17 protein-coding genes are annotated in these 19,584 nt (G+C 43.9%); 9 read left to right on the top strand and 8 right to left on the bottom strand.

All coding sequences use genetic code 11. The annotated features are described in order from the left end of the window. Positions 1–98: 98 nt before the first annotated feature. From petC to GJB62_RS37280, 4 genes are all read left to right on the top strand, one after another. Positions 99–638, top strand: coding sequence for a cytochrome b6-f complex iron-sulfur subunit (gene petC / locus GJB62_RS00640; protein WP_114080194.1), 540 nt, complete (start codon positions 99–101; stop codon positions 636–638). Positions 639–744: 106 nt separating this feature from the next. Then, positions 745–1,746, top strand: a complete 1,002-nt coding sequence (petA, locus tag GJB62_RS00635) for a cytochrome f (protein WP_114080195.1) — start codon at positions 745–747, stop codon at positions 1,744–1,746. 213 nt (positions 1,747–1,959) lie between these two features. Further along, positions 1,960–3,198, top strand: coding sequence for an ATP-binding protein (locus tag GJB62_RS00630; RefSeq protein WP_114080196.1), 1,239 nt, complete (start codon positions 1,960–1,962; stop codon positions 3,196–3,198). A gap of 168 nt (positions 3,199–3,366) precedes the next feature. Continuing rightward, complete coding sequence (locus GJB62_RS37280) at positions 3,367–3,576, top strand: hypothetical protein (RefSeq protein ID WP_245246057.1); 210 nt, start codon at positions 3,367–3,369, stop codon at positions 3,574–3,576. A 171-nt stretch (positions 3,577–3,747) separates the two neighbouring features. Here the strand turns inward: GJB62_RS37280 and GJB62_RS00620 are convergent, their stop codons facing one another. Further along, positions 3,748–5,337, bottom strand: a complete 1,590-nt coding sequence (locus tag GJB62_RS00620; protein ID WP_114080198.1) for a glycoside hydrolase family 57 protein — start codon at positions 5,335–5,337, stop codon at positions 3,748–3,750. Between the two features lie 348 nt (positions 5,338–5,685). Between GJB62_RS00620 and GJB62_RS00615 the strand changes: the two genes are divergently transcribed. Then, complete coding sequence (locus GJB62_RS00615; protein ID WP_159402427.1) at positions 5,686–5,853, top strand: hypothetical protein; 168 nt, start codon at positions 5,686–5,688, stop codon at positions 5,851–5,853. 235 nt (positions 5,854–6,088) lie between these two features. On the opposite strand, the gene GJB62_RS00610 is transcribed toward GJB62_RS00615, so the two are convergent. The 6 genes from GJB62_RS00610 to grpE all read right to left on the bottom strand — a co-directional run bounded on the left by GJB62_RS00610 (position 6,089) and on the right by grpE (position 12,364). Then, positions 6,089–6,274 (bottom strand): hypothetical protein, encoded by a 186-nt coding sequence (locus GJB62_RS00610; RefSeq protein WP_147262430.1) that lies wholly within the window; start codon positions 6,272–6,274, stop codon positions 6,089–6,091. Continuing rightward, a complete protein-coding gene (gene rsgA / locus GJB62_RS00605; protein ID WP_114080199.1) occupies positions 6,264–7,364 on the bottom strand; it encodes a small ribosomal subunit biogenesis GTPase RsgA in 1,101 nt (366 codons plus the stop codon). The genes GJB62_RS00610 and rsgA overlap by 11 nt, the downstream gene beginning before the upstream one ends. Beyond that, the gene (locus GJB62_RS00600) at positions 7,361–7,618 is read right to left on the bottom strand and encodes a sulfurtransferase TusA family protein (RefSeq protein WP_114080200.1); all 258 of its coding nucleotides are present in this window, start codon (positions 7,616–7,618) and stop codon (positions 7,361–7,363) included. Before GJB62_RS00600 ends, rsgA begins: the two co-directional genes overlap by 4 nt. Further along, the gene (gene dnaJ, locus GJB62_RS00595) at positions 7,618–8,745 is read right to left on the bottom strand and encodes a molecular chaperone DnaJ (RefSeq protein WP_114080201.1); all 1,128 of its coding nucleotides are present in this window, start codon (positions 8,743–8,745) and stop codon (positions 7,618–7,620) included. The genes GJB62_RS00600 and dnaJ overlap by 1 nt, the downstream gene beginning before the upstream one ends. A 684-nt stretch (positions 8,746–9,429) precedes the next feature. Continuing rightward, on the bottom strand, positions 9,430–11,388 hold the full coding sequence (dnaK, locus tag GJB62_RS00590) for a molecular chaperone DnaK (protein WP_114080202.1): 1,959 nt from the start codon (positions 11,386–11,388) through the stop codon (positions 9,430–9,432). 226 nt (positions 11,389–11,614) lie between these two features. After that, positions 11,615–12,364 (bottom strand): nucleotide exchange factor GrpE, encoded by a 750-nt coding sequence (gene grpE / locus GJB62_RS00585; protein ID WP_114080203.1) that lies wholly within the window; start codon positions 12,362–12,364, stop codon positions 11,615–11,617. 458 nt (positions 12,365–12,822) lie between these two features. On the opposite strand from grpE, the gene GJB62_RS00580 reads away from it, so the two are divergent. From GJB62_RS00580 to GJB62_RS00565, 4 genes are all read left to right on the top strand, one after another. After that, complete coding sequence (locus tag GJB62_RS00580) at positions 12,823–14,829, top strand: GspE/PulE family protein (RefSeq protein ID WP_114080204.1); 2,007 nt, start codon at positions 12,823–12,825, stop codon at positions 14,827–14,829. A gap of 141 nt (positions 14,830–14,970) precedes the next feature. Continuing rightward, positions 14,971–16,098, top strand: a complete 1,128-nt coding sequence (locus tag GJB62_RS00575; RefSeq protein ID WP_114080205.1) for a type IV pilus twitching motility protein PilT — start codon at positions 14,971–14,973, stop codon at positions 16,096–16,098. Between the two features lie 104 nt (positions 16,099–16,202). Further along, a complete protein-coding gene (locus tag GJB62_RS00570; protein WP_114080206.1) occupies positions 16,203–17,426 on the top strand; it encodes a type II secretion system F family protein in 1,224 nt (407 codons plus the stop codon). Positions 17,427–17,554: 128 nt separating this feature from the next. After that, a complete protein-coding gene (locus GJB62_RS00565; RefSeq protein WP_114080207.1) occupies positions 17,555–18,115 on the top strand; it encodes a hypothetical protein in 561 nt (186 codons plus the stop codon). A 126-nt stretch (positions 18,116–18,241) separates the two neighbouring features. Here the strand turns inward: GJB62_RS00565 and GJB62_RS00560 are convergent, their stop codons facing one another. Beyond that, positions 18,242–19,246 carry a saccharopine dehydrogenase-like oxidoreductase gene (locus GJB62_RS00560; RefSeq protein WP_114080208.1) on the bottom strand — a complete coding sequence of 335 codons (1,005 nt, stop codon included), beginning with the start codon at positions 19,244–19,246 and terminating at the stop codon, positions 18,242–18,244. Positions 19,247–19,584 lie beyond the last annotated feature (338 nt).

Genomic DNA, 19,584 nt, shown 5'->3' with positions numbered 1-19,584 from the left:
ATCGTTGTGAGCGCTAGCATTTCGACTTAGACAAGAGTTCCTCAAGTACAGTACTTTTGTCAAAATGCTTAACAAAATACACAAAGAGCGCGTAGATTATGGCTCAATTTTCTGAATCAGCAGACGTGCCCGATATGGGTCGTCGTCAGTTCATGAATCTGCTCACTTTTGGGACTGTCACTGGAGTAGCTCTGGGTGCATTGTATCCCGTTGTCAACTACTTTATTCCACCAGCTGCTGGTGGTGCTGGTGGTGGTACAACGGCAAAAGATGAGCTAGGTAACGATGTTAGCGTCACCAAATTTCTAGAAAACCGGAATGCAGGCGATCGCAACCTAGTCCAAGGACTTAAGGGAGATCCTACCTATATTGTGGTAGACAGCAAAGAGGCTATCAAAGATTATGGCATTAACGCCATCTGCACTCACTTAGGTTGTGTCGTCCCCTGGAACGTTGCTGAGAACAAATTTAAATGTCCTTGTCATGGTTCCCAGTATGACGAAACCGGTAAGGTTGTTCGGGGCCCAGCACCATTGTCTTTGGCTTTAGCCCATACCAATGTAAGCGACGACAAAATCGTTTTGACCCCTTGGACAGAAACCGACTTCCGTACCGGTGATGCACCTTGGTGGAGTTAATAATTTTGTCCTTAGTTCTTAGTCATTCGTCCTTTGTTCAGGGCTTAATGACTAATGACTAATGACCAATGACTAATGACAAATTCAATCGTTGCCCTTATTAGAGATGAGAAATGTTTTCCGAACAGCGAGGTTAACTCGCAGTGCTAGAGCGATCGTAAAAACATTGCTCATAGCGATCGCCACTGTGACATTTTACTTCACCAGCGATCTAGCCCTTCCCCAATCAGCTGCCGCCTATCCATTTTGGGCACAGCAAACCTATCCCGAAACCCCCCGCGAACCAACCGGGCGGATTGTTTGTGCCAACTGTCACCTAGCCGCCAAAGTTACAGAAGTAGAAGTTCCTCAATCGGTTCTACCTGACACTGTATTCAAAGCTATAGTGAAAATCCCTTACGATCTATCCGCCCAGCAAGTTGGTGCTGATGGTTCTAAGGTTGGCTTGAACGTCGGTGCTGTACTGATGCTACCTGAAGGCTTTAAGATTGCTCCTGAAGACCGTATTTCTGAGGAACTTAAAGAAGAAATTGGCGACACTGCCTTCCAACCCTACAGCGAAGACAAAGAAAATGTCGTCATCGTCGGCCCTTTACCTGGTGAACAGTATCAGGAAATCATCTTCCCAGTTCTTTCTCCCAACCCCGCAACCGACAAAAACATCCACTTCGGTAAATATTCAGTTCACGTAGGTGGTAATCGGGGACGCGGACAAGTTTATCCTACTGGCGAAAAGAGCAACAATAGTGTTTACAACGCTTCCGCGACTGGCACAATTACCAAGATTGCCAAAGAGGAAGATGGAGATGGTAACGTCAAATATCTAGTAAACATCCAACCTGAATCTGGTGATGTTGTTGTTGATACGGTTCCTTTAGGTCCAGACCTGATTGTTTCCGAAGGGCAAGCAGTTAAGACTGGTGATGCTTTGACCAGCAACCCGAACGTCGGTGGATTCGGTCAAATAGATGCAGAAATCGTATTGCAAGACGCATCTAGAGTCAAATGGATGATTGCATTCACAGCTCTTGTAATGTTGGCTCAAGTTATGCTTGTGCTGAAGAAGAAGCAGGTTGAGAAAGTTCAAGCTGCTGAGATGAATTTCTAAATTCTTTGCTAAATCATTATTTGTAGGACAGGCAACAAGCCTGTCTTTTTTAATGTTAGTTACACAAAGTCTGGAAATTTGGGGCTTCACTGTTAGTAAACTTTGAGCGTAAATGCTTTAAAAGCACAAACCAAATAGACCTTTTTCAAAAATAATTTATGGAAGAATCTGTTGAGTGTTAGTTTGAGGTTATTGGTATTATTGTTTAGCAGTATGTCTAAAATCAACCTCGAAACCTTTGACCTTACGCAACTTCCAATTGCAGAGGATGATAATTTTGAATTTAAGTCAAGTGATACTTCACACAATGAACTCAAGAAGAAACTAAGTTGTGCAGTGTCAGGCTTTGCGAATTCTGGAGGCGGTTGCTTTGTTGGTGGTGTTGACGGTAATGGTAACGCGGATAAGGGGTTGCCTCTGAAGATTGGGAGGCAGGATTTACGCGATTGGGTTGATCAAATAATCAGTCAAGTGGAGCCAGTTCCTAAGTATGACCTCAAGCTAATACAAGATCCATCTGGTAGAGGAACAATCCAAACTGATTCGGCAGTTTTGCTAGTTGTGATTTATGAGAGTTATTTTGCTCCACACATGGCTCCAGATAACCACTACTACATCCGAGCAGGTGCCCATACAGTTCAGGCTAAACACTTTATTGTTGATGCTATTTGGGCTAAACGGCACTTTTCAAAACCGCGATTAACTCATCTGTTTCGACTTAAACCAGAAAAAGAACAAGCTATTCAACTTGGTATTGTTGCTCTTACCGAAGCTCCAGCAGTCGATGTCAAGATTACAATCTCGCCTCCACCTCAAATGATGAAGAGCTATGAAAAACTTTTTCCGTTAAAACTATCTCTCATTGATCGCCAGAACCCTTTCTTTTTTGATGTAGCAACTTTTTTTCAAGCAGAAGAGCGATTTGGGAAAGATATTCGTCTTGAAGTAGAGTACTACGATCTTTCTGCAAAACGTTATATTTATGAAACACCAATTGAAGTTGTTGGCTCACTTCCACTAATTACCATCGGAAACGATAATCCTGAAAAAATGGTACGGACACTCGAAAAAATCGAGAAGACACTTTCAGGGTTAAGAGTTTCGCGTGAGAGTGTCGTTAAGCCCAGCCTTCTGTTGCCTAAACAATCAGACATTGTATTATCGTCCGTTGAGAAACTAATTCCAGAGCTTCTAGCAGATATAAAAAATGACTTGTCTGAATATCCATTTATCCGTGAATTTGTCATTTTAAGCAATAAATGGATTTACAATTCAGACCCTAATAATATGGTTTTCTCGTACTATTTTGAAGATCACTCTTATTTGAGAAACAAATTACGAATTCTAGAGAATTACGGACTGATTTACGAAATTACTTATAATGATGTTTATCGTTTTGTTATTTCAGAAGAGCTTGCTGCATATTTGACAAGGGACAGTCAACTAGAGTAAGTGAACATTTCTCGGTTTGGGGTTACACCATAACAAGTCGCTCCATTAGAACGTATAAATATAGTCGAATCTAGAATTCCTTGTGATTTCTCTAGCTTCCCAGCCATAGCGATAGGATTTTGAGCGATATTATTGAATCTAGCCCTAGTTAAGTTGAGGTATCTGACCATGACAGCCTCAGTAGAGTACATCCCCGTTATGCCAATTGAGTATCCAGATGAGGATGGTAAGCCAATGGCTGAAGGTGATTTACAGCGCAAATGTCTCGTATACGCTACCACTGTGCTGAAAATTTATTTTCAAAATCACCCAAATGACTTGGAGTTCATCTCCAGCCAGGATGTAAACTTGCCCGGTTGTGTCGTCAAATCGAAATAAGCGGATATCTTTGTAAAGATTTGACAGCATTTGACAAACCCTTGCACAAGCTAGGGCTTGCTCTGTTGTTGGTAAAATACTTGTACTGAGCTTTGTCGAAGTAAACGCTCCTCACTACTAATATAGGGTGAGCAATGCCCACCCTACTGCTGTTGATTATTTTTTGTGAGACTATAGCGGACGGTAGACGCGATAGTTGATTTCGGGGAAGATATTATCCATTAACTCGACTTTTTCCAACCAACCACTGTCAACTTTGCCAACTTTCACATCTTCATAAAGCTTATTGAAGCGCATCAGGTGCGATCGCGTCCGTCTAATTGCATAGGGTACCATTGTTCCCGTCCGCATAATAAATGCCCAGTCAGAAGATTGTGCTAATAGCAGTTCCCGCGCCGCTTGGTTAAGCGCTTTCCACTGCAATTCATCCTCTGGTTCCAGGTGCGAGATTTCAATCATCCTTTCAGCAGCTTTGTGCAAATGTGGATAAATCCACGCATTTGTTTCGTTCAACCAATATTCGTGGAAACCCTTGAAACCCCAACTCGACTGTGAAGGACGACAGACTTGCTGCGTTGGCTGATCTCGCAAATAGTCTGCTAAATGGGTCATTTGATATGTTTTTTGGTCATACCACGACTTGCGGAATAGGTAATCGATGAACCAGGGGCCTTCATACCACCAATGTCCAAATAACTCTGCGTCATAAGGCGAAACGATAATTGGCGGGCGTTGCATTATACCATAGAGATGCTCAGTTTGCCGCTCTCGGTTATACATAAAATTATCAGCATGTTCTGCTGCCTTTTCTTTAGCCCAATAAGGATCGTAGAGTGCCTTATCTGATAGCCCTAAGCCACGCCCTGTAATTTTGTGATACTTAATGCCCGTATTTTTCCGTTGGCCATTGGGCATAATGTAGGGCTTGATGTACTCATATTCTGCTTCCCAGCCCAAATCTTTGTAAAATTCTCGATATTCCGCCGCCCCAGGATAGCCCACTTCAGAAGACCATACCTGTTGCGAGGATTCATGATCTCGACCAAAGACAGCAACACCAGTTTCTGTATAAATTGGGGCATAAGTCCCAAAGCGCGGACGGGGACGGGCGTAAAGGATGCCATGCCCATCTGTGAGGAAGTAGCGTAACCCAGCATCGGCTAGCATCCGGTCTAAACCTTCATAGTAGGCACATTCCGGCAACCAAATTCCTCTGGGTGCTTGTCCAAAGTTTTGCTCGTAATGCTCGCAGGCTACCTGGATTTGCGCCCACACCGCCTCTGGATACATTTTCATCAACGGCAAATAGCCGTGAGTAGCGCCACAAGTGATGATTTCCAGGTTGTTACTGTCTTGGAACTTCTTAAAAGCTGTCACCAAGTCACCGTCGTAGCGTTCCCATAGCTGACGCGCTTCGCTAAACTCAGTAGCATAATGTTCGGCTAAATAACGAAGATGCCCGTTGTTGACATTATGTTCTGCTTCTAGTGCTATAAGTTCTTCTAGTTGGGCTAAGTGTGCTTCATAACGTTCTTGAAGCAGAGGATCGCGGAGCATTGACACGAGAGGAGGTGTCATGCTCATCGTGATTTTAAAGTCGATACCGTCTCGCTTTAAGCCTTCAAATACTTTCAATAATGGAATGTAGGTTTCTGTGATGGCTTCATAGAGCCATTCTTCCTCCAGCACGTAGTCACTTTCCGGGTGACGAACGAAGGGCAGATGTGCGTGGAGTACAAGCGCGACGTAGCCGATAGACATAGTGATTTTGGGGTGATACTTGTAAGTTGAAGGTCGAGAGGTTTGGCTGAAATTAACAATATTTTAAGACTTTATGGGGATCGTAAGAATAGTTTTCAATTGAGTTAAAGATAGTGTGTGTACGTACACAACAATGTTATGCCGTTATGCACTCACTGCGTGTTGTTGTTAACTAGTTGTAAAACCTGCCTATTTGCTTATTGTATAAGCCTGTACTGAAAATATTTACTCAGGTTCAACAACAGAGGCAGTTCTTACCGATCGCCTTTGGTGTCTCCTCCTAGGAGAGTTTACTTCAAGAGCATCAGTGACAGGTTAGAATCATGAACAATTTGTCAATAAGTAATAGTGCTTAAAAGTATCGTAGACAAGCCTCTCCTACCACTTCGTGGAAGCAAGCTATACGTCAGCGTCTCTGTTCGCGCAGCGTCTCCGACAGGAGAAGGAGAAGAGAAGGCTTTACGCTACGCGATCGCAAATAATAAATCCAAATCTGATGAGATAATCTTGCAATAATAATTTTTATATATTTGCTATTGCTGAATTCTAGAGCTTTTGCATAGCAGGCGATGTCTACGACGGGCTACGCCTACGCACGATTATTTTCTAATCACAAATACAAGACCCATTTTTTTCTAATAGGATAGGTTGTATTGATTGCCTCATGAGGCTTCTGGCAATCGCCCTCCCGGAAAGTGACAAAAGAGGGATACTGCGGGTAAGTGCTAACCCAAAGTTTGCCAGTCAGCCTTTAAACTCGCAAACTTGTGATTCCTGCAACCCAGAAACCCAAACAATTACATATTGGATCAAGACTTACAGCCAGATGAGTGTTGCACCGATCGCCCAAAAAGCCGACAAAGTAAAGTCTTCCTTTATATAGAAGTGCGTAGGCTAGGCACATCCCGTCGTAGACATCGCACTCCTTATTCTTCATCGCGATATAATTCCTGCAAGTCCTGTAACTGAGTCTTGCGGGAAATTCGGCGATATTTTTTACTTTCTAGCTTGGGTTCGTATTGACTCTGCCCTTTGCCTTTGCTTTTTAACTTCATGGTGGATTCAGGATCGGCTTGTTGGTGCAGCTGAGTTTGATGAGCGATCGCAGCATCCAAAAATTCTAAATAATGTTCATATCGTTCCCAGTCTCCCCGCACCACACACTCAGGCTCGTCTCGATGCAGACAATCACTAAACCGACAGCTAGCAACTGCTAACCGCTTTCTTGCTTCTGGGAAATAATGGATTAATTCTTCTGGTACACAATCCATATCCGGCTGATTAAAGCCGGGAGTGTCTGCAAGCAAACCACCGCTAGGCAACTCAAATAATTCTATATGACGAGTGGTATGACGACCACGAGCTAGTTTGCCAGAAACTTCTCCTACGCGCAACTTTGCCGAGTCAATTAACGTATTAATTAAGCTGGATTTACCAACGCCGGAAGGCCCAGCAATGACGGTAATTTTATTGCTTAAATATCTGCCTGCTTGGTCAGTATTTATACCATCTTTGACACTAATAAATATTGGTTGATAGCCCCAACCGAGCAGGCGATCGCTAACTTTTTGCTGTTCTGGCTCTGAAATTAAATCACTTTTATTCAAACATAAAAGCACATCCAAGCCAGTAGACTCAGCCTTAATTAGAAACCGACTCAGTTGATAAGGTTCCAAAGGTGGATCGGCAACGGCAAATACCAATAAAATTTGGTTGACATTGGCGATCGCTGGACGATCTAATTCGCTGTGACGGGGTAAGACATCAGCGATCGCTCCCCGTCCTCCAGCCCAATCTGGCTCTTCAACCACAACGCGATCGCCTACCATCACCTGTTGTCCGATTTTTTTCAGCCGTGTTCGGCGAGTACAGAGGAGGAGAGGGGGATAAGGAAGATGAGAATCTTGATCCCCCATCTCCCTCATCTCCCCCTGCTCTTGATCCAGCTGTACTCGGTAAAAATTAGCCTGTACAGCAAGCACCGTACCCAATAACTGTCCAGTTTCAGCAAAATTTTCCCCTGTCATTGGCCAGCAACTGGACGACGCACTAACAGAGAAAAATAATTAGTACAGTCTGTAATTTGTTCCACCACATAACCTGCCATTGTCAGGCTATCGGGAACCTGCTCAATCGGCTCACCTGGGTCTAGCCAGACTTCTAGCAAACCTCCCAATGGCATTTTTTCCAGACGCAGTTTTGTCCGGACAAAATTAATTGGGCAAGGGGTGCCACGTAAATCAAGTTGAGCATCGGGAGTTAACAGAGAAGAGGGCATCATTACTTAAATAAATTTCCCAAAAATCCTCCTAGACCGCCTTCACCAGTACGATCTCCCTTAATTTTAGCCAGCTTCTCCAAAAGTTCCCTCTCCTCTGGGGTTACTTTGTTGGGAATATCAATTAATACGTTCAGCATGTGATCCCCACGACTGACAGGATTACCCAAGCGAGGTACGCCGCGATTTTCTAACTTCATTACCGTATTTGGCTGAGTTCCAGCTGGAATAATCAGTTCTACAGGGCCATCTACCGTGTCTACCTCTAACCGACAACCTAAAATCGCTTGTAGGTAGCTAACTTTGATTTCCGAAAGAATATTAATCCCATCCCGTTGGAATTCTTCGTCCTCATTTACGAACAAGTAAACGTACAAATCCCCAGGAGGACCACCACGTTGACCGGCATCTCCTTCACTAGAAATCCGCAAGCGAGTACCATTATCCACCCCAGCTGGAATGGTAATTTTGAGTTTCTTGGTGACTTGATTTGCGCCCTTCCCATCACAGGCATCACACTTGTCTTCGATTACCATCCCTGTCCCATTACAGGTGGGACAAGTCGAGACTTGGGTGAAACTGCCAAAGGGTGTTCTAGTGACACGGCGGACTTGACCAGATCCGCTACAAGTCGAACAAGTCCGGGGGCGGGTTCCAGGTTTAGCACCAGAACCGCTACAGACTTCACAATTTTCTAAATGTGAAATACGAATTTCTTTTTCGCCACCAAATACCGCTTCCCGAAAGTCTAACTTCAGGTCTAGCCGCAGATCATCGCCCCTCGCAGGCCCACTGCGCCGTCTTTGTTGCGTGGGACTACCCATACCGCCAGCAAAGCCACTAAAAATGCTTTCAAAAATATCGGCAAAACCACCCATATCGCCGACATCTTGGAAGCCAGCGCCAGCACCTGACACACCCTCTGGCCCAAAGCGATCGTAACGAGCGCGGGTTTCTGGTTCCGAGAGTACTTCATAAGCGCGGTTAATTTCTTTAAAGCGATCCTCCGCCCCCGGCTCTTTGTTCACATCTGGGTGATACTTCCGGGCTAAACGGCGATAAGCTTGCTTGAGTTCTTCTTTGTCGGTGTCACGAGAGACACCCAGGATTTCATAATAGTCGCGGGCCATATAGCAAAGGTAAAAGTTAGAAGGAAGAAAGCAGAAGTCAGCAGAACGTCACTCACGGTCACTTGCTACTTTACGGTAAGGCATTTTGCTTTACAGAATATGTAAGAGCAACACACTATCCTTTAAAGGGCGATTTGCCGGAGGTTAGGCAGAAGGTAAAATTAATTTTTGTTAATAACTGATTTTAACCTTTACCTTTTACAAAAATCACCGACAAATCTTGAGCAACAGGTGCTTTCCTCGTGGGAGACGACAAAAGCTATAGAAGTTATGATCAGGGAAAGCCTCTGCTCAGACTTCATCACTGCCGAGTCGGTTGTCTCTTTTACAATTGTGCTACGTAGGAGAGGAAAACCCCGCCCATTAACCAGAGGTGCTAGCCGCACCATTCGGTGTGGAAAACCACCCTTATGCAATGAAAGTGTATTTTAATCGGCATACTGCCTAGCAGTAATTTGCCTCTACAATCTAGCAAACCCCAGGGGTCTTGTGAAACTTCGCTAAATCTACAATCAATATTAGATATATTAAAATGTCTTAATAAAAATCTGCAACTTTAGGATATTGGGAATTGGGAATTTGGAAGAGGACTTGGGGACAAGGAGAATTGGGGACAAGGGGAAAGACTTGTCCCCAATTCTCACCTCTTGTCCCCTTGTCCCCCTGCTCCCCATTCCCCAATCCTTAATCTATCGCCTCATAATCAACTTGTGCGGTACTTTCTTCGTCAAAATCAAAGTTGAATTGTGGGATTAGTGTACCGTTCATTGGTGAGTCTACTTCTGGGGTAAAGAGACTAGCTGAAGCCTCCTCAATCTCATCTGCTTGGCTGTTAGCTCGGTTATAGACATCAGCACCAATTGCAAACAGTGTTTGTTGGAAGTCGTCTAAGCGCTGCTTAAATTCCACGGTGGAGATGCTGGAGTCAATCATTGCAGCTTGGAGTTGTGAAACTTTTTCACTGGCCAAGGTTTTCATCTGATCGCCGATAAAGTTGCTATTATCCTTGATGGTAGATTCGTAACTGAACAACAGATTATCTGCTTGGTTTTTGAGTTCAACCAGTTCTTTACGTCTTCTATCTTCTTCAGAAAACAGTTCGGCCTCTTGGCGCATCCGTTCGACTTCGTTAGTACTCAAACCACCTGTATTGGTAATCCTGATACTCTGTTCTCTACCTGTGCCTTTGTCTTGGGCAGAAACCTTCAGGATGCCGTTGACATCAATTTCAAAAGATACTTCAATTTGCGGCACACCACGGGGCGATGGGGGAATTCCTGCTAGCAGAAACTTGCCAAGACTCTTGTTATCCCGTGACATTGCCCGTTCACCTTGGAGAATGTGAATTTCTACCGAGGTTTGCCCATCAACTGCTGTGGAAAAAATTTGTGACTTACTAGTAGGAATTGTGGTGTTGCGTTCGATAATTTTGGTGAATACTTCACCCAAGGTTTCAATTCCCAGAGACAGGGGGGTGACATCCAAAAGTAAGAGATTATCGACTTCGCCACCCAACACCCCTGCTTGGATAGCTGCTCCCAATGCTACCGCTTCGTCAGGGTTGATAGAGCGATCGGGAGCTTTGCCATTGAAAAACTTAATCAGCGCGTTTTGGACTGCGGGAATTCGGGTAGAACCACCTACTAAAATAATCCGATCTATGGCTGATGGTTTGAGATCCGCATCTTTTAGTGCTTGGATCATCGGTTCGATGGTCGCTTCAATTAATTGTCCTGCAAGCTCTTCAAATTTAGAGCGACTGAGTTCCATTTCCAGATGCTTTGGGCCGGTTTCATCAGATGTGATAAACGGCAGGTTAATGGAGGTATTAACCATGCTGGAGAGTTCAATTTTCGCCTTTTCTGCTGCTTCCCGTAGGCGTTGCAGTGCCATCTTATCTTGGGAAAGATTGATTTTTTCGTCTTGCTGAAAGCGTTCCATCAGCCAAAGCACGATCGCATTATCAAAGTCGTCTCCACCTAAGTGGTTGTTACCACAAGTCGCCTTAACTTCAAAAACGCCATCCCCAAGTTGTAGGATCGATACGTCAAAAGTACCGCCTCCTAAGTCGAATACTAAAATTAGCTGCTCTTGGTCTTGCTTTTCCAATCCGAAAGCTAAAGCCGCAGCTGTTGGTTCATTGATGATTCGCAGAACTTCTAATCCTGCAATTGTGCCTGCATCTTTAGTGGCTTGTCTTTGAGCATCTGTAAAATATGCAGGTACGGTGATCACTGCTTGAGTAACTTCTTCACCCAAGAAGTTTTCCGCATCCTGCTTAAGCTTTTGCAGGATCATGGCGGATAGTTCTTGTGGCGTATAATTTTTTGAGCGGATTTGGACATCAACGGTATCGTCTCGACCTTTGACACAGTTGTAGGGTACACGTTCGCGTTCTATATCAGTCTCTTCCCAACGCCGCCCGATGAATCGTTTAATACTGTAAATTGTGTTTTCGGCATTGGTTACGGCTTGGCGCTTTGCCAATTGACCAACCAAGCGATCGCCACTTTTGCCAAATCCCACAATACTTGGAGTAGTTCGTCCACCTTCAGAATTGGAGATCACCAGTGGTTGACCGCCCTCCAAAACTGCGACGCAACTATTAGTAGTGCCTAAGTCGATTCCAATAACTTTTCCCATATTCGCCAGTATTTTTACTGAGTCTTCCTGCTGTAATATGTCGCGGACTAACTTTTTAGCTCCGAACTAAGGCTAGCGGATAACGTCTGTGGAACCCATTTTGCTGGTAGCAAGAGGAAGTTGAAACACAGAAAGTTATCCAAAGCCTTGTCCAAGTTTTAGGTACGCGATGCTCGTCCTTGCTAGAACCCAGGCACTTTTGGTCAGCGAGACGAGCGACTACAGCTTAACTGTTGGCTGGACTCGACTGATCTTCCTCCGTAGAAGGTGTATCTTCCTTTGGAGCAGCTACTTTGACCATTGCATGGCGTAGCACACGTTCGCCCAAGTAATATCCGCGCACTAACTCTTCTAACACTGTTCCTTCAGGATGTTCATCCGTAGGTTCCCGCATTACTGCTTCGTGCAGGTTAGGATCAAATTCTTGACCTTCAGGACGCATTGGTGACACACCCAACCGCTTCAGGCTATCTACTAATTGTTTGTAAACACCTTGGTAGCTTTTGTGCATGGTCATTTCGCCATCAGATTGAGGTTTGAGGTGCGATCGCGCCCGCTCAAAATTATCGACCACTGGCAGCAATTCTAGAATCGTGTTCCGCTTCATCTGCGTCTCTAGCTCTTCTTTTTCTTTGCTAGTACGTTTCCGGTAATTCTCAAAATCAGCAGCAATCCGCATATATTGAGTACTGCGCTCTTCTAGCTGCGTTTTGAGAGACTCAATTTGTTGAGTGAGTTCTGCCAAAGCTGCCGTTTCCACTCCAGTGTTCTCGGTTGCAGCAACACCAGTTTCTGGATTGAAAGTAGCTGCATCTCCCGATACATTAGTTTGGGCTGACACTTGCTCTGTCACCTCGCTATCAGATTCATTGAAATTAATTTGGGCTGGGAAGTCACTCTTCATTGCTTGCTTTACCTCTGTTGGTTCACCCAATTGCTGGCTAGTATTGTTTATCTGTTTATTTTCATCCATCATTGTCCACTCATTCCAGATGCTTGCTATTTATGGCAGTGTATCTCCATTGTTTGCAACCGTCGTCATCCACGACTTGCAACTGAGGCTGATTTTTTTGCCGACAAGTTTCTGGAAGTGATGTAACCATTTTCTTATTGTGACAAATGGTGAACACGTTCGCGTAGGCACTATTAAGGCGGGAACCCGAACGAGTAGTCTACCTCTAGGAGTAAGTAATTTGGAAGAGTGGTAGGAGGCAGTATCTTTTATTTTGTTACCGCAGCATTAGTTAGCGCGCATACTCTGTAAGAGTTGCAAGCTACGCTTTTAGCGTCTCGTAGAAAGCGTCATTTTGAATTCCGAGCGTACTCCTTTGGCAAAGCAAGCGACTTGACTCAGGACTTTTTTGGGAAATGAGAATTCTATCTCACAGGCTGGGAATACTTTAAGCAGAGGTTCCCCTACTCATTCGCTCATTTATGACTTACTCGTCACCACAACGGCGCAGTACCGCTCTAACTACCAGAACAGAGTTTTCGCCCTTTGGCAACAAGCTAGTGCAATCTGGCTATGTCAATACCGAACAGATGAGGCAGGCATTAATTGAAAGCCGCAAATCTGGCCGACCCTTAACGGAAGTACTAGAGTCAATTACTGGGCAACAACTATCACCTGAGTTGCTCAGGCAATACAAAAAACAGCAGCTATTTGAACTTAAAATACTATACGGTGTTGAATTCCTCGATCCGGAAGTCAACTCCATTGGCAACACGATGATGGGGAACCTGATTGAAACCCTCATCCCAGTGGATATCTGCCGTCGCCATCGTTTAGTACCACTATCGAAACACGAAGACCAAACCCCGCCCTCAGTTTTAGTGGCGATGGTCGCTCCAGATAATCTAGAGGCTTCCGATGACCTGAACCGCATCTTGCGTCCCCAAGGGCTGGCATTACAGCGCATGGTGATTACACAGGAAGACTACCAGCAGCTAATCAACCAATATCTGGATGAAATGGCTGTTCGGCAAAAACACCTGGAACAAGAAAAGTTTACAGATATTAATCAGGATTTAGAAAACCTCGGAAATCTTGATCTTGCAGATGCTCCTGAAGAAATGGAGGCTGATTTAGGAGCAGCGATGAAGGGTGCGGAGGATGCCCCAGTCATCAACCTAGTCAACAGAATCCTTGCTAAAGCCTTACATGAGGGCGTTTCTGACATTCATATCGAACCGCAAGAAGAAAACTTACGCATCCGCTTTCGGAAGGATGGGGTACTGAAGGAAGCTTTCGATCCCCTACCGAAAAAAATCATCCCGGCGGTGACAGCCCGATTTAAAATCATCGCCAATCTAGACATTGCTGAACGCCGTCTACCCCAAGATGGACGTATCCGCCGGATGTTTGAGGGACGTAAGGTGGACTTCCGGGTGAATACCTTGCCCAGCCGCTACGGGGAAAAGGTGGTACTGCGGATTTTGGATAACTCCTCCACCCAACTGGGATTAGATAAGTTAATTACCGATCCAGAGACTTTACATATTGTCCAGGATATGGTTAGCCGTCCCTTTGGGCTAATTTTGGTAACTGGGCCAACTGGTTCTGGGAAAACAACCTCGTTGTATTCTGCACTATCAGAAAAGAACGATCCCGGAATTAATATCAGTACTGTGGAAGACCCAATTGAGTACAGTCTTCCAGGGATTACTCAAGTACAGGTAATTCGGGAAAAGGGGCTAGATTTTGCTACTGCTCTGCGGGCTTTCTTGCGACAAGATCCAGACGTGCTACTGGTGGGTGAAACGCGGGATAAGGAAACGGCAAAAACAGCGATTGAAGCTGCCTTGACTGGTCACTTAGTATTAACTACTTTACATACCAATGATGCCCCAGGTGCGATCGCTCGTTTGGGAGAAATGGGGATTGAGCCTTTCATGGTTTCTAGTTCGCTAATTGGCGTTCTAGCTCAACGTTTGGTGCGGCGTGTATGTTCTGAATGTCGTATTCCCTACACTCCTACAACCGAGGAACTGGCTCGTTATGGTCTATCAGCTTCTTCTGATGTCGCAATTACCTTCTATAAGGCTAACAGTTTGACATTAGATGCGATCGCCGAAGCCAAAGGCAAAAATCAGCTTTGCTCAAAATGTAATGGTGTTGGCTACAAAGGTCGTTGTGGTGTTTATGAAGTCATGCGAGTCACCGAAACCCTGCAAACTCTTATCAACGAAGATGCACCCACAGAACGCATCAAGGAAGTGGCAATAGAAGAGGGCATGAAAACTTTGCTGGCTTACAGCTTGGACTTAGTGCGCGAGGGTTCTACCACTTTAGAAGAAGTGGAACGAGTGACGTTTACTGATACTGGTTTGGAAGCCGAGTTAAAAGCCAAACGCAAGACTGGCCTTACCTGCCGCAGTTGTGATGCCACATTGAAACAAGAATGGCTGGATTGTCCTTACTGTATGACATCTCGGTTTTGAGACTAGTCATTAGTCATTGGTCATTGGTCATTAGTTGATGCTTAGTAACTTTAAACAAATGACATAGACGCTTCTGCGGCTTCCCGCAGGGTAGGACAAATGACAAAGGACAAACAATAAACATTAAAAGGAAGCAGAACTATGGAAATGATGATTGAAGATTTGATGGAACAGTTGATTGAACTGGGTGGCTCGGATATGCATTTATCCGCAGGTTTGCCTCCCTACTTCCGCATCAGTGGCAAACTCACTCCCATCGGTGAGCATATATTGACAGCCGATCAATGTCAAAGGCTGATTTTTAGTATGCTCAACAACACCCAGCGTAAAACCTTAGAGCAAAACTGGGAACTGGATTGTTCTTATGGGGTTAAAGGTTTGGCACGTTTCCGGGTCAATGTTTATAAAGAACGTGGTTCTTATGCTGCTTGCTTACGGGCATTAAGTTCTAAGATTCCTAACTTTGAAAAATTAGGTCTGCCAGATATCGTAAGGGAAATGACAGATAAGCCCAGAGGACTGATTCTGGTGACAGGGCCTACAGGTTCCGGGAAGACAACTACCCTAGCAGCGATGATCGACTTGATTAACCGCACTAAAGCAGAGCATATTTTAACGGTGGAAGACCCAATTGAATTTGTCTACGAACCAATTAAAAGCTTGGTTCACCAACGACAACTGGGTGAAGATACTAAGAGCTTTGCTAACGCTTTGAAAGCAGCTTTGCGTGAAGATCCAGATATTGTTCTGGTGGGAGAAATGCGCGATTTAGAAACAATTTCTTTGGCGATTTCCGCAGCAGAAACAGGACACTTGGTATTTGGTACTCTCCACACCAGTTCTGCCGCCCAGACAGTTGATCGGATTATTGACGTTTTCCCCCATGAAAGACAAACCCAGGTACGGGTGCAGTTATCTAACTCTTTAGTGGCAGTATTTAGCCAAACGTTGGTGTCCAAGAAAAACCCGAAACCTGGTGAATATGGTCGGGTGATGGCTCAAGAAATTCTGATTGTCACTCCTGCTATTTCCAACTTGATTCGAGAAGGCAAAACATCTCAAATTTACTCAGCTATTCAAACTGGCGGCAAATTGGGGATGCAAACTCTGGAGAAAGTTTTAGCTGATTTTTACAAATCGGGAACGATTTCCTTTGAAGCCGCGATGTCTAAAACTTCTAAGCCAGATGAAATCCAACGTCTCATCGGGAATTCTACACCGCAAGCAGGCGCAGGTGCAAAATCCGGTGCGGCTGCCAAAGCGCATTAAAGGAACTGGGGAAATCAGGGAGATGAGGAAATAAAGATGAAGTTGCAGTAAGTCTTTCCCTTATGTCTCATGCCCAATGAATAACAACTATTTTGAATTTATTTATGCCAACCTTTGTTGCCCGTGTTCGGGATTCTCAAGGAAAATCTCGAACAGAAAAAATTGTTGCCGAATCCTTAGTACAAGCTCGTACTAATCTGAGAGATCAAGGTTTTGTAATCCAAGAACTCAAACAATTTCAAGGATTTCAGCCAAATTTTGATTTAAAAAAAATCCAGAATTCCTTTGTTAAGGTTTCTGTGAAAGACAAAGCCGTTTTTTCGCGTCAATTTGCTGTTTTGATGAATGCGGGAGTTGCGATCGTTAGAAGTCTAGGGGTACTTTCTGAGCAGTGTAGTAATACTAAACTCAAACAAGCCCTAATTGAGATTAGCAACGATGTGCAAAGCGGAATGAATCTTTCAGAGTCAATGCGGAAGCATCCTGACTGCTTTGATGGATTATATGTGAGTATGATTCAAGCTGGCGAAGTTGGTGGTGTTCTAGACGAAGTATTGAATCGTTTAGCCAAGTTGTTAGAAGATGTTGCCCGCTTACAAAACCAAATTAAATCAGCATTGTCTTATCCAAGTGTTGTAGGTTTTATCGCACTTGCTATCTTTCTCGGTATGACCATTTTTCTGATTCCCGTTTTTGCGAAGATTTTTACAGAAATTGGAACTGAATTACCGCCTCTAACGCAATTTTTGATGGATGCTAGTCTATTTTTAAGAAGTCCGAAGGTTTTCGTGCTTATCGCTGCTCTTATAGGAGCAAAAATTGGCTTCACACAATACGGTAAAACTCCTGTTGGTCGCTTAACAATTGATCGTTTTTCTCTCAAGATGCCGTTGTTTGGTGACTTAATTCAAAAATCTGCGGTTGCCCGCTTTAGCCGAACTTTTGGTTCTTTGACTCGTTCAGGTGTACCGATTTTAACTTGCTTAGAAATTGTCCGAGATACATCAGGAAACGTAGTTATTGCCAATGCGATAGACACAGCCCGTATAGAGATTCAACAAGGAGGTATGATTAGCATTGCTTTACAAAAAGATAGTGTTTTCCCGGCTATGGCAATTCAAATGATTAGTATCGGAGAAGAAACTGGAGAATTAGATGGAATGTTGATGAAAGTTGCCGATTTCTATGAAGATGAAGTCGAGCAAGCAGTAAAAGCAATGACCAGTATTTTGGAACCAGTTATGATTGTATTTGTAGGGGGAATGGTTGGAACCATTTTACTAGCAATGTATTTACCTATGTTTAAGGTATTTGAAAAGTTGGGATAGAGGATTAAAAGTTAAGACTTATAAGTTATGAGTTAGGAATTAAAACTTTTTATTTCTCGCTTTTAACTCCTAACTGATTAATTTTATTCTTAACTCCTAACTCCTAAGTCCTCACTATTTAATAAACTATGACTGTGCAAAAATCTTACTACGAAGCGAGTTTGGCAGAGTACAGCAATCATCTAGCTGCGATCGCCTTACTAAAGCAATATCGGCCATACTTAGAGATGATTCCCAGTCTGCGCCGTCCAGATGAAAGTGTTATCACTATTCCCTTGCCAATTGTCCGTCTTCGCAATACTGCGACAACAACTCCACAAACAATCTGCTTACCCTGTGATGTAGCAATTTTGATGTGCGATCCAGAGTGGAAGATCAAAACTGGAGCCGAAATTTTAGTCTTTATTCATCGCGCTCACGAGGACTTTTCTGATTTGTTAGGACGTTGGCGACAAACCCAAGTTTTCCTGGACAATGATTATGAATGGTTAATGCCTCTCCGTCACAGTCATATTTTGAGCGAGGGCGCTAATATTATATATCCTTTGTTCGTTGTGTTTAGTGATACTTTAGAACGTATCCAACGAGGACTCGTAGGGGCGGAACTTCCATTTATTATGCAAACACCAGATTTGCTGCTTGAAGAGGATGTGACAGATATTTTTTGTCCAGAAATCCCACCAGCTTAGAAAAAATTAGGAGTTAAGAGTTTTCAATTGCAACTTTTAAACAAAACCAGAGATTTTTAAGTCTCAAGTTTAGTTTTTAACTCCTAACACCTGTACAGACGCGATTAATCGCGTCTCTCCTAATTATTACCTCACAAATTGGGGCATAATTTCAGCAGCAGTGAATATTCCATAGATGCCACGTTGGTGCAATTGTCTACCAGCTTTGAGATAGCCAAAGGCAGGGCCGCAGACATTAGCTGCCATGCTGGTTTCATCTCCTAGAGTAAAGGTATGGGTGGAAATCTTACCTTCAAAGGTGCGTCCTGTTACCTTAACGTTGGTGCTGAGGGGCTTTTTCGGATTGCGAGTATCGACTACACCACCAACAGTAACGCGATCGCGATCGCAAATTCCCGCTACCTCTAGCATCACATCATCAGCGTGTTCCATATTCTTCAAGGTAAGCACGCCATTAGTTTTATCTAGTAGTGCTTCTACTTCTGCGTCAGTCATCGCCCTAGCGGTTTCCACTGTGTAACCAGGGATATGCCCAATATCTTCCCGAACAGTGGCGCGGTAAGCTTCCCAGTTGGCAATTCCCACTCCAAAGGTAATTTCGACTTGATGAATTTCGGCGTAGCTTTGGGCTGCTAATGCGGCGGCGGCGGTTAACAATCCGGGTGTAGCACCGCAGCCTGTCATATAGGTAATCCCGGCGGCTTGTAGTTCTTCTTTCATCGCCAGTAATTGTTCTACAGCAGTGGTGCGCTTAATTGCATCCACTAGCACCCCACGCCAACCAGATTTAATAAACTCTTTCGCTACAGAGGGGATAAAATCGTTTGGTAGGTTGGGTAAAGCCAGAAAATACCCATCCACGGGTTGAGCTATTTTAATTACATCTTCAATACTTTGATTTGTTAATGTACCAACTGGCTCCAAATAACCTACTGAACCTTGGGACTGATAGGTTGCAATGCATTCTTGAGTATTTAAACCTTCAGCAGCATAAGCGTAACCTTTTTGATCTGCGGCTGCGACTAAAACCATTTCCTGTTTAGCAGCAAGTACTTTGGCGGCGGCTTGTCCGAGTCCACCGAAACCTAGTACTCCTATACGTATCGCTGACAAGATATTTGCTGTACTCATAGTCAATTACTGAAGTTGAATCACAAGCCTTCAAACTTTACCATCTCAGCTTGTGGCTGATGGCTGACAGCTTTTAGCTATAAAGGTTAATTATGCTTCATTATCCTGTTTGTTCTCTAAGCAAATCAGTTTTTTTACCAGAAATTCTTGCTGATTGATTTAGGCTTGAGCAAATTTTCACGCGAAGTTGCATCAAAAATCCAAACATACTTTGAAGCGATCGCTTCAAAGTATATGAGAAAAGGTATATTTGGATATAGTTATTGATGCAAATTTTATAATCACCAATCTTTTTTATACATATACCTGAAAGTGCGATCACTTAACTTACCAGGTTG

This window comes from Nostoc sp. ATCC 53789 (assembly GCF_009873495.1).
GTDB lineage: Bacteria > Cyanobacteriota > Cyanobacteriia > Cyanobacteriales > Nostocaceae > Nostoc > Nostoc muscorum_A.
This window is presented reverse-complemented; position numbering and strand designations above follow the sequence as displayed.

Coding starts and splice junctions, on each gene's coding strand:
- GJB62_RS37280 (WP_245246057.1), top strand. CDS start 3,367: ATGACAGCCTCAGTAGAGTACATCCCCGTTATGCCAATTGAGTATCCA.
- dnaK (WP_114080202.1), bottom strand. CDS start 11,388: ATGGGAAAAGTTATTGGAATCGACTTAGGCACTACTAATAGTTGCGTC.
- GJB62_RS00600 (WP_114080200.1), bottom strand. CDS start 7,618: ATGATGCCCTCTTCTCTGTTAACTCCCGATGCTCAACTTGATTTACGT.
- GJB62_RS00565 (WP_114080207.1), top strand. CDS start 17,555: ATGACTGTGCAAAAATCTTACTACGAAGCGAGTTTGGCAGAGTACAGC.
- rsgA (WP_114080199.1), bottom strand. CDS start 7,364: ATGACAGGGGAAAATTTTGCTGAAACTGGACAGTTATTGGGTACGGTG.
- GJB62_RS00570 (WP_114080206.1), top strand. CDS start 16,203: ATGCCAACCTTTGTTGCCCGTGTTCGGGATTCTCAAGGAAAATCTCGA.
- grpE (WP_114080203.1), bottom strand. CDS start 12,364: ATGATGGATGAAAATAAACAGATAAACAATACTAGCCAGCAATTGGGT.
- petA (WP_114080195.1), top strand. CDS start 745: ATGAGAAATGTTTTCCGAACAGCGAGGTTAACTCGCAGTGCTAGAGCG.
- GJB62_RS00560 (WP_114080208.1), bottom strand. CDS start 19,246: ATGAGTACAGCAAATATCTTGTCAGCGATACGTATAGGAGTACTAGGT.
- GJB62_RS00620 (WP_114080198.1), bottom strand. CDS start 5,337: ATGTCTATCGGCTACGTCGCGCTTGTACTCCACGCACATCTGCCCTTC.
- GJB62_RS00580 (WP_114080204.1), top strand. CDS start 12,823: ATGACTTACTCGTCACCACAACGGCGCAGTACCGCTCTAACTACCAGA.
- petC (WP_114080194.1), top strand. CDS start 99: ATGGCTCAATTTTCTGAATCAGCAGACGTGCCCGATATGGGTCGTCGT.
- GJB62_RS00630 (WP_114080196.1), top strand. CDS start 1,960: ATGTCTAAAATCAACCTCGAAACCTTTGACCTTACGCAACTTCCAATT.
- dnaJ (WP_114080201.1), bottom strand. CDS start 8,745: ATGGCCCGCGACTATTATGAAATCCTGGGTGTCTCTCGTGACACCGAC.
- GJB62_RS00610 (WP_147262430.1), bottom strand. CDS start 6,274: ATGAAGAATAAGGAGTGCGATGTCTACGACGGGATGTGCCTAGCCTAC.
- GJB62_RS00575 (WP_114080205.1), top strand. CDS start 14,971: ATGGAAATGATGATTGAAGATTTGATGGAACAGTTGATTGAACTGGGT.